Origin of the sequence: Zoogloea sp., assembly GCF_023150065.1 — a bacterium.
GTDB lineage: Bacteria > Pseudomonadota > Gammaproteobacteria > Burkholderiales > Rhodocyclaceae > Zoogloea.
In genome coordinates, this window is record NZ_JAKLLN010000002.1 from 235826 (window position 1) to 249565 (window position 13740).

A 13740-nucleotide genomic window follows, 5' to 3' on the forward strand; every position below is an offset into this window, starting at 1 on the left:
CGTGCGCCCTGCAGTCTAGCGATTACTTCGGCGAGGAATGAGGATGTCTCGCGGTATACTCCGCGGTCGGTGACCGTCCCGGTCACGACTACGAAGGATCACGTTCCCCGACCATGAGTGATCGCGAAATTGACCAGTTGCTGGTCGAGCGAGTGCAGCGTGGAGACAAGCAGGCGTTTGGGCTGCTCGTCTCCAAGTACCAGCGCAAGCTCGGCCGTCTGCTGTCGAGATTGATCCGGGATCCCGCCGAAGTGGAGGATGTTGCCCAGGAAACGTTCATCAAGGCCTACCGGGCCTTGCCGGCGTTCCGTGGTGACAGTGCTTTCTACACATGGCTGTACCGGATCGGGATCAACACTGCAAAGAATTACCTCGTGTCCCAAGGGCGCAGAGCCCCTACGTCCACGGATTTCGATTCCGAGGAGGCCGAAACCTTCGAGGAGGGCGATCAGCTTCGCGATATCAATACGCCTGAACGGTTGCTGATGACAAAGCAGATCGGCGATACGGTGAATGTGGCCATGGAGGCCCTGCCCGAGGAGCTGAGGACTGCGATCGTGCTGCGAGAGATCGAAGGTTTGAGCTACGAAGAGATCGCCACGATCATGGAGTGCCCGATAGGCACGGTGCGTTCGCGGATTTTCCGCGCACGTGAAGCAATTTCAGAAAAGCTCAAGCCGTTGCTCGATACGGCTCCGAACAAGAGGTGGTAAGACGATGAAAGAGAAAGTTTCTGCCCTGCTGGATGGCGCCCTCGACGAGGCGGCATCTGCCCGCATGCTGGACTCCCTGAAACGGGATGGTGGCTTGCGGCGGGAATGGGATCACTACAGTCTTATCGGAGATGTGTTGCGGGATGAGCCGGTGATGTCGGCAGATTTTACGAGCCGCCTCATGCTGCGGCTGGACGATGAGCCTACCGTGCTGGCTCCGGCCCGCGTCGAGCCCCGTTCCGGCTGGGCTCGTCACTTCATGCCGATCGCCGCGTCGGTGATGGGCGTGGCTGCCGTCGGCTGGGTGGCCATGACGCTCAATGCGCCCGGGTCGGCATCGACTCCGCTGGCTGCGCTCAAGAAGCCGGTTCCCGCCGTTGCGGTTGCCGATGCATCGAAGTCGGCCCGGCTTGTGGCCGCCGAGCCTTCCGAGCGTGAATACCTGATCGCCCACCAGGCGATGGCGCCCTCCGCCGCCATGCCGGGGGTCGCGTTGTATGTGCGCTCCGTTTCCGATACGCGAGTGGCCGGCGAGTGATGACGCGCTTCCTGTGCGCCCTGGCGCTTGTTTTTGCCGGTTGCGGACCGGCGCTGGCCCAGGTGCCCAATGATCCCCTGAGCTGGCTCGGACGGATTTCCAGCGCGGCGCACAAACTCAACTACACGGGTACCTTCACCTATCAGAGCGGCAAGCACATGGAAACGTCGCGCATCACCCATCTGGTGGATGCCAATGGCGAGTACGAGAAGCTTGAGGCGCTGGATGGCAGCCCGCGGGAGGTGGTGCGCAACAATGACGAGGTCCAGTGCTTTCTCCCGGAACAGAAGCTGCTGATCGTCGATCAGTTTGGTGCCCGGCGCAGCTTTCCAGCACGTCTGCCCCAGTCTCCCAGCGCGCTCGCCGAGAACTACCGGATCCGCAAGGGTGAGGTTTCGCGAATTGCCGGGATGGAAAGCCAGCAGATCATTCTGGAGCCCCGGGACGACATGCGCTTTGGCCATCACCTGTGGGCCGACGTGGCGACGGGGCTGTTGCTGCGTGCCCGCCTGATGAGTGAGAAAGGCGACAGCATTGAGCAGTTCGTGTTCACCGAGGTGCAGATCGGTGCGCCCTTCGACAAGGAGAAAGTCCGCTCCCGCTTTACCCGTTCCGCAGACTGGAAGGTGGTGAATGCCCGGGGGAGCGATGTCAGGATCGAGGACATCGGCTGGGTCTTCAAACACTCCATTCCAGGCTTCCGGCAGGTCGTTTCGGTGGCGCGCCAGGCGCGCAAGGAGCGGGGGGAGGCGTATCACGTCGTGTTCTCCGACGGGCTCGCCGCCATCTCGGTGTTCATCGAGCCGGAGTCGGGCAAGGGGGTGGCCCAGAGTGGCCTGAGCGCGTCCGGCTCCTTCAACATCTTCCGGCGTACCGTCGCGGATCACCGGATAACGGCACTCGGCGAGGTTCCCGCCCAGGCACTGGTGCGGATCGCCGACGGCGTGGAAATGCGGAAGCGGTGATGCGTGCGCAGGGCGTGGTGAGTCGTGTCGAGGGTGATCATGTGTGGGTCGAGGTTTCTGTCTCCGGTGGTTGCGGGCGCTGTCATGAGGCTGGTGGCTGCGGTGGCGTGAATATCGCCCGGCCCTTAGGCAAGGCGCTCCGCGAGTTGCGGCTACGTAATGATGTCGATGCCCTGCCCGGTGATCGGGTGAGCGTCATCGTGGATGACGCTGTTCCCCTCAGGGCTGCTTTGCTTACCTACGGAGCGCCCGTTGTCGGGGTGCTCGTGGGCGCCGCGCTGGGTACTTCGCTGGCGGCGGATGGCAATCCTGATCTATTGGCAGCGCTGGGCGCGGGTGCGGGCGGTGTGCTGATGTATCTCTTTGGGCGTGCCCGCAGCGGGGGGGGCGGAGCTGTCCCCATGAAGATCGAGCGCGTTGCCGGCCCGTCGGCCGGAGGTTGTGGCCGATGATCGCTTCCCTGTTTGTGCGAGTGGCCTCACGCGGCCTGACGGTGCTCTTCTGTGTGGCCTTGTCTGCGCCGGTCGCTGCACGGGATCTTCCCGATTTTGCCGGGCTGGCCGAGCGCCAGGGGGCAGCAGTGGTCAATATCAGCACCACCCAGGCCATGCGGCAGGCACGTCCGGGTATCCCCAGCCTGGAAGAGGACGACCCCATGTTCGACTTCTTCCGCCGCTTTGTGCCGCGTCATCCGGGGGCTCCCCGGGGGAGCGAGCCGGATAACCGCTCCCTGGGGTCGGGCTTCATCGTGTCTGCCGATGGCCACATCCTGACCAATGCCCACGTGGTGGACGGTGCCGACGAGATCATCGTCAAACTGACCGACAAGCGGGAGTTTCGGGCGCGGGTCATGGGAACCGATGCCCGTACCGATCTGGCCCTGCTGAAGATCGAGGCGACAGGCTTGCCCCGAGTGAGCCTGGGGGATCCATCGAAGCTGCGTGTGGGGGACTGGGTGGTGGCCATCGGCTCGCCCTTCGGTTTCGAGAATTCAGTGACTGCAGGGATTGTCAGTGCCAAGGGGCGCTCCCTGCCTCAGGAGAATTTCGTCCCCTTCATTCAGACTGACGTGGCCATCAACCCCGGAAACTCCGGCGGCCCCCTCTTCAACATGAAGGGGGAGGTGGTGGGGATCAATTCCCAGATCTACAGTCGCACGGGGGGCTTCATGGGCCTGTCCTTTGCGATCCCCATTGATGTGGCGATGAACGTGCAGGAGCAGCTCCGGGTTGCGGGCCGCGTCCAGCGTGGCCGGGTGGGCGTGGTCATCCAGGAGGTTTCCCGTGATCTGGCGGACAGCTTCAGGTTGGGCAAGCCCGCTGGTGCGCTGGTCAGTTCCGTCGAGAAGGGCAGTCCGGCGGACAAGGCGGGCTTCGAGCAGGGCGATATCGTTTTGAGTTTTGATGGCCGTGCAGTGGATGTGTCGGCTGATCTTCCGCGGCTGGTTGGCGGGACGCGCCCGGGAAGCAAGGTGCCGGTTCAGGTCTGGCGCAAGGGAGGGGTCAAGACCCTGACCGTGCTCGTGGCCGAACTGCCCGAGGAGAAGCCGCGCAAGGTGGCAGCACGCCTGCCCAAGCCGGAGCCGGCATCGCCCAACAAGCTCGGGATCACGGTGGTTGAGCCCAACGCCGAACAGCGTCGGGATGGGCGTTTTGCGGCGGGCGGAGTGGTGGTGGAGGCCCTGCGCAGCGCTTCGGCCCGGGCCTCCGAGATCCAGACAGGTGACGGGATTCTCGCTCTGGTCAGCAAGGGGGTGCGTATCGAGACCCGCTCCGTGGAGCAGTTCAATCGGGCTGTGGCGGGCCTGGATGCCGGTCAGGCGGTAACCCTGCTGGTCGTGCGCGGCGACGTACAGACTTTCGTGCCGGTGCGTTCCCTTGAGCGCTGATCGTGAACTCACCGTGTTGAGCCGGGAGTGGTGCCATTTGTGCCACGAACTGCTCGATGCCCTCAGGCCCCTGCAGGACGAGCTGGGTTTTCGGGTGACTGTGGTGGACGTGGATGCCCACGAGGCACTTGAGGCTCGATGGAGCGAGTGGGTGCCGGTGGTGCTCGATGGCGAGACCGAGATCTGCCACCACTTCCTTGATGAATCTGCCGTTCGTGCTCATTTCCAGCGTATCGGTTAGAATGCAAGTCTTTGCCAGGCAAACAAAATTTATCAGGGTGCCCTCCGGCACCCTTTTTCATGGCCCACATGCAACACATCAGAAACTTCTCGATCATTGCCCATATCGACCACGGTAAATCCACCCTGGCCGACCGGATCATCCAGCTGTGTGGCGGCCTCTCCGCCCGGGAGATGGAGAGTCAGGTTCTCGACTCGATGGATATCGAGCGTGAGCGTGGCATCACCATCAAGGCCCAGACGGCAGCGTTGAGCTACCGCGCCAAGGATGGTCAGATCTATAACCTCAACCTCATCGACACCCCGGGGCACGTGGACTTTTCGTATGAAGTCTCCCGCTCCCTTGCCGCCTGCGAAGGCGGGTTGCTGGTGGTGGATGCCTCTCAGGGCGTTGAGGCCCAGACCGTGGCCAACTGCTACACGGCGCTGGAGCAGGGCGTGGAGGTGGTGCCGGTCCTGAACAAGATGGACCTGCCCCAGGCCAACCCGGACGGCGCCAAGCAGGAGATCGAGGACGTGATCGGGATCGACGCGACCGATGCGATTCCGTGTTCGGCCAAGACCGGCATGGGCGTCGAGGACATCCTTGAGGCTGTGATTGCCCGCATCCCGCCGCCCAAGGGGGATCCGGAAGCACCTCTCAAGGCCCTGATCATCGACTCGTGGTTCGACAACTACGTGGGTGTGGTGATGCTGGTGCGGGTGGTCGATGGCGTGCTCAAGCCCAAGGACAAGATTCTCTTCATGTCCAACGGCAACCAGCACCTGTGCGAGCAGGTTGGCGTGTTTACCCCCAAGTCCTTGCAGCGCGACTCGCTGTCCGCCGGCCAGGTGGGCTTCATCATCGCCGGCATCAAGGAGCTGAAGTCCGCCAAGGTGGGTGACACCATCACCCTGGCCAACCGCAAGGCCGAGCAGCCGCTGGCCGGCTTCAAGGAGATCAAGCCGCAGGTGTTCGCCGGTCTGTATCCGGTGGAGTCGAACGAATACGACCAGCTGCGCGAATCGCTTGAAAAGCTGCGTCTCAACGACGCGTCCCTGCAGTTCGAGCCCGAAGTTTCCCAGGCCCTGGGTTTCGGTTTCCGCTGTGGCTTCCTTGGCCTGCTCCACATGGAGATCGTCCAGGAGCGCCTGGAGCGGGAGTTCGACATGAACCTCATCACCACGGCGCCCACCGTGGTCTACGAGGTGCTCATGAAGGACGGCACGGTCGAGCAGATCTCCAACCCGTCGCGACTGCCGGATCTCTCCAAGGTCGAGGAGGTGCGGGAGCCGATCATCAAGGCGATCATCTTCCTGCCCCAGGAGTACGTGGGTTCGGTGATCACCCTGTGCAACCAGAAGCGCGGTGCCCAGGTGGACATGCTCTACCACGGTCGGCAGGTGCAGCTGATCTACGACATGCCGATGAACGAAGTCGTGATGGACTTCTTCGACAAGCTGAAGTCCGTGTCGCGGGGCTATGCCTCCCTCGACTATGAGTTCAAGGAATATCGCGCTGCCGATCTGGTCAAGCTCGATGTGCTGGTGTCCAGCGAGAAGGTGGATGCGCTGTCCATCATCGTGCACCGGGCCAACTCCCAGTATCGTGGCCGCGAGCTGGTGGCCAAGCTGCGCGAGCTGATCCCGCGCCAGATGTTCGACGTGGCCATCCAGGCAGCCATCGGCTCGAACATCGTGGCCCGCGAGACCATCAAGGCGCTGCGCAAGAACGTGCTGGCCAAGTGCTATGGCGGTGACATCACGCGGAAGAAGAAGCTCCTCGAGAAGCAGAAAGAGGGCAAGAAGCGGATGAAGCAGGTGGGTAACGTGGAGATTCCGCAGGAAGCCTTCCTGGCTGTGCTGCGGGTCGACGAAGGTAAATAAGCCGGAGTATCCGGCAGCAGGAGTGCGTGCGTGAATTTCGCCCTGATTCTTTTCGGCTTGCTGGTCGTGAGTGGCGCCCTGTGGGCCTTAGACCGATTTGTTGCAAGCAAGCGGCGTTCGGTGGGCGCCAAGTCGCCCTGGTGGGTGGAGTACGGAGCCAGCTTTTTTCCGGTGATCCTGGTGGTCTTCTGTCTGCGCTCGTTTGTCGTCGAGCCCTTCAAGATTCCTTCCGGCTCGATGATTCCGACCCTGCTGGTGGGCGACTTCATCCTCGTCAACAAATGGACTTACGGCATCCGCCTGCCGGTCATCAACAAGAAGGTCATCGAGGTGAATCAGCCCAAGCGTGGCGACGTCATGGTCTTCCGCTTTCCGGCCGATCCGTCCCTCGACTACATCAAGCGTGTGGTCGGCCTGCCCGGCGACAAGGTCGAGTACATCGACAAGAAGCTCAGCGTGAATGGTGTGGCCATGACCCAGCGCGAGGAGGGCGATTACCTCCACGCCGATCGCCTCTACTATTCGCCGCGCCGGGCCGAGAAGCTGGGTGAGGTCGAGCACAGCATCATCGTGGAAAATGACGCACCTGCCTTCGTTTCGCAGATTACCCAGTACGCTTACCGCGACAACTGCACCTATACTAGCCGTGGCGTGAGCTGCACGGTGCCCGACGGCCATTACTTCATGATGGGTGACAACCGGGACGGGAGCTTCGACAGCCGTGGCTGGGGCTTTGTACCCGAGCAGAATATCGTCGGTAAGGCATTTTTCATCTGGTTCAATTTCAGCGACCTGAAACGCATCGGCAGCTTCCATTGATCATGACGCGAAAAAGTCAGTCTGGCCTCAGCCTCATTGGTGTGATGTTTGTAGGCGCCATAGTCGGTTCGCTCCTCCTCGTGGGCCTGAAGTTGGTGCCGGTATTGACCGAGTATTACGGTGTGAAGCGCTCAATATATGCGGTCGCCAGCGAAGCGGACCCGCAAAACGCCAGCGTACCCCAGTTGCGCAATGCGTTTACCAAGCGTGCCACCGTGGACGACATCACCAGCATTTCGGCTTCCGACCTCGACATTACCAAGGAAGATGGCCGGATCGTGATTTCAGTCGATTACTCCCGCAAGGTCCACCTGTTTTCCAACGTGAGCCTGGTCATCGATTTCTCAGCGACCACCGGGTCTTCCCGTTGATCCGACCGACATGAAGCTGGAAGGTTTGCAGCGGGCCATCGGCCATCGCTTTGCCCGCCCCGAGCTGCTTGAGCAGGCCGTGACCCATCGCAGTTTCGGGTCGCCCCACAACGAGCGGCTCGAGTTTCTGGGAGACAGTGTCCTCAACTGTGTCACCGCCCTGGCCCTGTTTGGGCGTTTTGGCGAGTTGCGTGAAGGCGACTTGTCCCGTCTGCGGGCCAATCTCGTGCGCCAGGAAGCGCTGCACCGGCTTGCCGACGGCCTGAATCTCGGTGAATACCTGCGTCTGGGCGAAGGTGAGCTGAAGAGCGGTGGTCACCGGCGCCCGTCGATTCTCGCCGATGCCCTGGAGGCCATCTTTGCGGCGGTGTACATCGACGCGGGTTTCGAGGCTGCCAAGGCCGTCATCGATCGGCTCTACGAATCCTCACTCGCCGCGCTTGACCCGGCCCGTGCCCTGAAAGATCCCAAGACCGCCCTGCAGGAATGGCTGCAGGGACGGCGTATGGCGCTGCCCCGTTATTCCCTCGCCGATACCCGCGGCGAGGCCCATCAGCAGGAATTCGAGGTCGAGTGCGAGATCGCCGGCCTCGGCCTCAAGACCCGGGGCGTAGGCGTCAGCCGCCGCGCTGCCGAACAGCAGTCCGCCCAGCGGGCGCTGGAACTTCTCCCCAAGCAATGACCGACACCCAATCTGCCGCCGACCAAGCCTTTCGCACGGGCTTCGTTGCCATCGTCGGACGCCCCAACGTGGGCAAGTCCACCCTGCTCAACCGCCTGATCGGCCAGAAGATCAGCATCGTCTCGCGCAAGGCCCAGACCACCCGTCACCGGGTGACCGGGGTGCTGACCGAAGGGGCGACGCAGTTCATCTTTGTCGACACGCCGGGTTTCCAGACCCGCCACAAGAACGCCCTCAACCGGGCCATGAACCGCACCGTCACCCAGGTGCTGGCAGACGTGGACCTGGTGCTCTTCGTCATCGAGAGCGGCCGCTATGGCCCCGATGACGAACAGGTCGTGAAGTTGCTGCCCGAGGGGGCAAAGGTCATTCTGGTGGTCAACAAGGTCGATCTGCTCGAGGACAAGGCCCGCATGCTGCCTTTCCTGCAGAAGATGAGTGCGGTCTATCCCTTCGCCGAGATCGTCCCGGTGAGCGCCGAGAAGGGCCGCAATACCGATCAGCTCGTCAAGGCTGCCCGGCCCTACCTGCCCGAAGCAGATCCGATCTTCGATGCGGACGACATCACCGACCGCAGTGAGCGCTTCCTGGCGGCTGAGTTCCTGCGCGAGAAGCTGTTCCGTCAGCTTGGCGAGGAGCTGCCCTATGGCATGACCGTCGAGATCGAGAAGTTCGAGGCCGAGCCCGGCCTGCGTCGCATCCATGCAGCCATCATCGTCGATAAGTCCGCCCATAAGGCCATGGTGATCGGAAAGGGCGGCGAGCGCCTCAAGCGCATCGGCACCGAAGCCCGGCTCGAGATGGAAAAGCTCTTCGACTCAAAGGTTTTCCTGGAGGTCTGGGTCAAGGTCAAGAGCGGCTGGGCCGACGACGAGCGGGCCCTCAAGAGCCTCGGCTACGAATAAACCTCTCCGGAACTGCCCGCCGTGAGCGCCAGGCAGCGCATCGACCAGCAGCCCGGTTTCGTGCTGCACAGCTATCCCTACCGGGAAACCAGCCTGATCGTCGAGGTGTTCAGCCGCGACCACGGCCGCATCGGCCTGGTGGCCAAGGGCGCCCGGCGCCCCATGTCGCAGCTCCGCGGTGTGCTGATGGCCTTCCAGCCCCTGTTCATCGATTGGAGTGGTGGTGGCGAGATGAAGACTCTCGTTCGGGCCGAGTGGCAGGGGGGGCAACCCCTTCTTGGCGGCCAGGCCTTGCTGTGTGCCTACTACCTGAACGAACTCCTGCTGCGGCTGATGCCCCGGGAGGATGCCCATCCAGCCCTCTATCAGGCCTACGGTGAAGCTCTGCGGGCGCTGGCCGTGGGAGATCCCCAGGAAGTGGTGCTCCGGCGTTTCGAGCTGGCCTTACTGCAGGAGCTGGGCTACGGCCTCGAGCTCGAGTCGGATTGCGACGGCCTGCCCGTCCGGCCCGACAGCCACTACGCCTATATAATCGAGCGCGGCGCGGTGGCGCTGGACGAACACGGGATTGACGATCCGGCGGTGGTCCGCGGCAAGACCCTCATCGACATGGCCCACCAGGATCTGCGCGATCCCGAAACCCTGGCCCAGAGCAAGGCCCTGATGCGCCGGCTCATCCAGCATTACCTCGGCGGGCAGGTGCTCCAGTCCCGCCGTGTATTCACCGAACTGTTTGCCTATCCCGGAGACCCCTCTTGATCGAACTCGGCGTCAATATCGACCACGTGGCCACCCTGCGTCAGGCCCGCCGCACCTGGGAGCCTGACCCCTGCTGGGCAGCCATGGAGGCCCACCTGGGTGGGGCGGACGGCATCACCGTGCATCTGCGCGAGGATCGTCGCCACATCCAGGATGCCGATGTGCGCAAGCTCGGCGAGCTCACCCAGATCAAGCTCAATCTCGAGATGGCGGCGACCGACGAGATGGTCGGCATCGCCTGTGCCCTGAAGCCCCAGATGGCCATGTTCGTGCCCGAGGGGCGCCATGAGGTGACCACGGAGGGCGGCCTCGACATCGTCTCCCAAGAAGCCCGGCTGAAGGATGCGGTGGCGCGCCTGGCCGAGCAGGGCATCATCGTCAGTGTCTTCATCGATGCCGAGATCGCCCAGGTGGAAGCTGCCGCGCGCATCGGTGCCAAGGTCTGCGAGATCCACACCGGTCCTTACGCCCATGTCTTCCACAGCGCCGGGCGCGACGCGGAGAGCCCTGCCGTGCTCGCCGAGATCGACAAGATCCGCCAGGCCGGCGCCGCCATAAGGGGGCTCGGGCTGCGTTTCAATGCGGGGCATGCCCTCAACTACTACAACGTCCAGCCCATCGCCCGCCTGCCGGGGATCCGGGAGCTGCACATCGGCCACGCCATCGTCAGCCGCTCGGTGTTCACCGGTCTGCGTGAGGCCGTGCGCGAGATGAAGCGCCTCATGCGGGAAGCCGCCGAGCGCGGCGAATCGGTGTGATTTACGGGGTTGGCACCGACATCGTGCGAGTGGCCCGCATGGCCGACGCGCTGACCCGGCACGGGGCGCGTTTTGCCGAGCGCATCCTGGATGTCTCGGAGCTGCCCGCCTTTCATTCGGCCGCTGCCCCTGAGCGCTTTCTGGCCAAGCGTTTTGCGGCCAAGGAGGCCTTCGGCAAGGCCCTCGGTACCGGTGTTGCCGTGCCGGCCACGCTGCACGCCCTGCGGGTCGGTCACGATGCGCTGGGCAAGCCCCACTTCGAGTATTCACCCAGCCTTGCCGATTACATGGCGGAGCGGGGCCTCAGCGCCCATCTCAGCTTGTCCGACGAGGCCGAGTATGTTGTCGCCTTTGCCGTCATCGAAAGATCATGAAGTCCTCTCCTGCCTTGCCCGGCCCCGTCATGCTCGACGTGGCGGCCCACGAAATCACTGCTGAAGAACGGGAGATCCTGCAGCATCCCCTCGTGGGGGGCGTGATCCTTTTTGCCCGCAACTATGCCGAGCCGGAGCAGTTGCGCACCCTTACCGGCGCCATCCGTGCGGCGCGGCCGGAACTGGTGATCTCCGTTGATCACGAGGGGGGGCGCGTGCAGCGTTTCCGGGAAGGTTTCACCCGGCTTCCGGCGATGCGCCGCCTGGGGGAGGCCAGGGCGGCCGATCCGGCGGTCGGCAGGGCCTGTGCCCGCCAGGCCGGCTTTGTGCTCGCCGCCGAGCTGCGCGCCCACGGTGTGGACCTCAGCTATGCCCCGGTGCTCGATCTGGATTACGGCATCAGCAGCGTGATCGGTGATCGGGCCTTTCATCGCGATCCCCAGGTGGCGGCCGAACTGGCTGGCGAAGTCGTGGCCGGCCTGGCCGATGCCGGGTTGTGTGCGGTGGGCAAGCATTTCCCCGGACATGGTGCCGTCGAGGCGGATTCCCATGTGGCGATACCGGTGGATGGGCGCAGCTTCGAGGCCGTCTGGGCGGAGGACATCGTGCCTTTCCGCCTGCTCGCTCCCCGGTTGGGGGGCGTCATGCCGGCCCACGTCATCTTCGAGAACATCGACGCCCGTCCGGCGGGCTTTTCCCGCTTCTGGCTGCAGGACATCCTGCGCGACAGGCTGGGTTTTCAGGGCGTGATCTTCAGCGACGACCTGACCATGGAAGGGGCCAGCGTGGCGGGTGGTATCGTGGCCCGGGCCGAGGCGGCGCACTCTGCCGGGTGCGACATGGTGCTGGTGTGCAACCGCCCGGACATGGCCGTAGACCTCCTCGACAACTGGCGTCCCCAGGCTCGTACGGGCAGTTGTGAGCGCATCGTAGCCCTGCGACCCAGGCCGGGTACGGCGCCGGCCGACCCCGTCACCCTTGCCGGCTGGGCGCCTTACTGCGTGGCCCGCGACAGCGTGCTGGCCCTCGGCTGAGCGGGAGTTCGCAGCCGTGGCCTTCGACGCCAAAGCCTTCCTGCGCACCCTCACCGAGGAGCCCGGCGTCTATCGCATGATCGGGGCCGACGATGTGGTGCTGTACGTGGGCAAGGCCAAGAACCTCAAGCGCCGGGTGTCCTCGTACTTCCAGCGCACCCAGCTCAGCCCCCGCATCGCCATCATGGTGGGGCAGGTGCAGCGGGTGGACATCACCGCCACCCGCTCCGAGGCCGAGGCCCTGATCCTCGAGAACAACCTCATCAAGAGTCTCGGGCCGAAGTACAACATCCTCTTCCGGGACGACAAGTCCTACCCCTACATCGCCCTGTCGGGGGGCGACTTTCCGCAGATCTACTATCACCGGGGTGGCTTCCGGAAGGGCGTGCGCTATTTCGGGCCCTTTCCCAACAGCTGGGCGGTGCGCGAAAGCCTGCACCTGATGCAGAAGATCTTCCGTCTGCGCACCTGTGAGGACAGCACTTTCAGCAACCGTTCGCGGCCCTGCCTGCTGCACCAGATCCAGCGCTGCACCGGGCCCTGTGTCGGCCTGATCGACAAGGACGCTTACGCCGCCGACGTGCAGCTCGCCAGCCTGTTCCTCAACGGGCGTCATGGGGACGTGGTGGACGATCTGTCCCGGCGCATGCAGGAGGCCTCCGACGCGCTGGCCTTCGAGAAGGCCGTCGTCTATCGCGACCAGATCCGCAACCTGCAGGCGGTACTCCACAAGCAGTTCGTCGAAAGCGCCCGGGCCGAGGACGTGGACGTGCTGGCTTCGGTGGAGCGGGGAGGGCTGGTGTGCGTCAACCTCGCCATGATCCGCGGCGGGCGCCACCTGGGTGATCGGCCGCTGTTCCCCAGCAATGCCCAGGGCTGCACGCCCCTGGACGCGCTGGTGGCTTTCGTCGAGCAGCACTACCTGGATCACCCCCTGCCGGGCAAGATTCTCGTCAACGTAGACCCGGCTGCCATCAAGGAGGCCCTCGACGAGGTGGTTGAGGGCAAGGTCGGCGTGATGGCTGCCCGTTACGAGAACGAACGGGCGTGGATGGGCATGGCCGAGAACAATGCCGGCCTGGCCCTGATGGTGAGGGAGCAGGAGTCCAGCCGCGGCGAGCAGCGCCTCGAGGCGCTGCGGGACGCCCTCGGCCTGGCCGACACGCCGAACCGCATCGAATGTTTTGACATCTCCCACACCATGGGTGAGTCCACTGTGGCCTCCTGTGTGGTGTGGGACGGCAAGGCCATGAAGAAATCGGAGTACCGGCGCTACAACATCGCCGGCATTACCGCCGGTGATGACTACGCCGCCATGCGCCAGGCCCTGACCCGGCGCTACGAGAAGGTGGCCGCGGGGGAGGGGGTGCGTCCCGACCTGATCCTCATCGATGGTGGCAAGGGGCAGATGGGCGTGGCTCGGGAGGTGCTGGCAGAGCTGGGGCTGGAGGCCATCACCATGTTTGGTGTGGCCAAGGGCGAGAGCCGCAAACCGGGGCTGGAAGAGCTGGTCTTTCCCGACGGGCGCGAGCCGGTGCACATGCGTCCCGATGCACCGGCCCTGCATCTGATCCAGGAGATCCGTGACGAAGCGCACCGCTTTGCCATCACCGGCCACCGGGCCCGGCGGGCCAAGACCCGCAACACCTCGCGCCTGGAGGACATCGCCGGGGTCGGGCCGACGCGGCGGAAAAAGCTGCTGGCGGCCTTTGGCGGCATCGACGGTGTGCGAAAGGCCACGATCGAGGACCTGTGCCGGGTGGAAGGCATCAACCGGCACCTTGCCGAACAGATATACAATGCGATGCGATAGCCCGCAAACGCCGAC

16 protein-coding genes are annotated in these 13740 nt (G+C 64.0%); all 16 read left to right on the forward strand.

The window, feature by feature from the left end; genetic code table 11:
- Nucleotides 1-113: 113 nt before the first annotated feature.
- The 16 genes from rpoE to uvrC all read left to right on the forward strand — a co-directional run bounded on the left by rpoE (nt 114) and on the right by uvrC (nt 13725).
- Nucleotides 114-713, forward strand: a complete 600-nt coding sequence (rpoE, locus tag L6Q67_RS04320) for an RNA polymerase sigma factor RpoE (protein ID WP_296565846.1) — start codon at nt 114-116, stop codon at nt 711-713.
- A 4-nt stretch (nt 714-717) separates the two neighbouring features.
- Complete coding sequence (locus L6Q67_RS04325; RefSeq protein ID WP_296565848.1) at nt 718-1251, forward strand: sigma-E factor negative regulatory protein; 534 nt, start codon at nt 718-720, stop codon at nt 1249-1251.
- Entirely contained in the window at nt 1251-2216 is a 966-nt protein-coding gene (locus L6Q67_RS04330) for a MucB/RseB C-terminal domain-containing protein (RefSeq protein WP_296565851.1), read from the forward strand. Before L6Q67_RS04325 ends, L6Q67_RS04330 begins: the two co-directional genes overlap by 1 nt.
- A complete protein-coding gene (locus L6Q67_RS04335) occupies nt 2216-2668 on the forward strand; it encodes a SoxR reducing system RseC family protein (RefSeq protein WP_296565854.1) in 453 nt (150 codons plus the stop codon). The genes L6Q67_RS04330 and L6Q67_RS04335 overlap by 1 nt, the downstream gene beginning before the upstream one ends.
- Nucleotides 2665-4104 carry a DegQ family serine endoprotease gene (locus L6Q67_RS04340; protein ID WP_296565858.1) on the forward strand — a complete coding sequence of 480 codons (1440 nt, stop codon included), beginning with the start codon at nt 2665-2667 and terminating at the stop codon, nt 4102-4104. Before L6Q67_RS04335 ends, L6Q67_RS04340 begins: the two co-directional genes overlap by 4 nt.
- On the forward strand, nt 4094-4345 hold the full coding sequence (locus tag L6Q67_RS04345) for a glutaredoxin family protein (protein WP_296565860.1): 252 nt from the start codon (nt 4094-4096) through the stop codon (nt 4343-4345). The genes L6Q67_RS04340 and L6Q67_RS04345 overlap by 11 nt, the downstream gene beginning before the upstream one ends.
- Nucleotides 4346-4413: 68 nt before the next feature.
- Nucleotides 4414-6210, forward strand: coding sequence for a translation elongation factor 4 (gene lepA / locus L6Q67_RS04350; RefSeq protein ID WP_296565864.1), 1797 nt, complete (start codon nt 4414-4416; stop codon nt 6208-6210).
- Nucleotides 6211-6240: 30 nt separating this feature from the next.
- Nucleotides 6241-7029 (forward strand): signal peptidase I, encoded by a 789-nt coding sequence (lepB, locus tag L6Q67_RS04355; protein WP_296565868.1) that lies wholly within the window; start codon nt 6241-6243, stop codon nt 7027-7029.
- A 2-nt stretch (nt 7030-7031) separates the two neighbouring features.
- Nucleotides 7032-7400, forward strand: a complete 369-nt coding sequence (locus L6Q67_RS04360; protein WP_296565872.1) for a DUF4845 domain-containing protein — start codon at nt 7032-7034, stop codon at nt 7398-7400.
- 10 nt (nt 7401-7410) lie between these two features.
- On the forward strand, nt 7411-8082 hold the full coding sequence (gene rnc / locus L6Q67_RS04365) for a ribonuclease III (RefSeq protein ID WP_296565874.1): 672 nt from the start codon (nt 7411-7413) through the stop codon (nt 8080-8082).
- The gene (era, locus tag L6Q67_RS04370; protein WP_296565877.1) at nt 8079-8987 is read left to right on the forward strand and encodes a GTPase Era; all 909 of its coding nucleotides are present in this window, start codon (nt 8079-8081) and stop codon (nt 8985-8987) included. Before rnc ends, era begins: the two co-directional genes overlap by 4 nt.
- 21 nt (nt 8988-9008) lie before the next feature.
- Nucleotides 9009-9746 (forward strand): DNA repair protein RecO, encoded by a 738-nt coding sequence (gene recO, locus L6Q67_RS04375; protein WP_296565880.1) that lies wholly within the window; start codon nt 9009-9011, stop codon nt 9744-9746.
- Complete coding sequence (locus L6Q67_RS04380; protein ID WP_296565882.1) at nt 9743-10504, forward strand: pyridoxine 5'-phosphate synthase; 762 nt, start codon at nt 9743-9745, stop codon at nt 10502-10504. The genes recO and L6Q67_RS04380 overlap by 4 nt, the downstream gene beginning before the upstream one ends.
- Nucleotides 10501-10878, forward strand: coding sequence for a holo-ACP synthase (acpS, locus tag L6Q67_RS04385; protein WP_296565885.1), 378 nt, complete (start codon nt 10501-10503; stop codon nt 10876-10878). Before L6Q67_RS04380 ends, acpS begins: the two co-directional genes overlap by 4 nt.
- Complete coding sequence (nagZ, locus tag L6Q67_RS04390) at nt 10875-11912, forward strand: beta-N-acetylhexosaminidase (protein ID WP_296565888.1); 1038 nt, start codon at nt 10875-10877, stop codon at nt 11910-11912. Before acpS ends, nagZ begins: the two co-directional genes overlap by 4 nt.
- 16 nt (nt 11913-11928) lie before the next feature.
- Complete coding sequence (gene uvrC, locus L6Q67_RS04395) at nt 11929-13725, forward strand: excinuclease ABC subunit UvrC (protein ID WP_296565892.1); 1797 nt, start codon at nt 11929-11931, stop codon at nt 13723-13725.
- Nucleotides 13726-13740 lie beyond the last annotated feature (15 nt).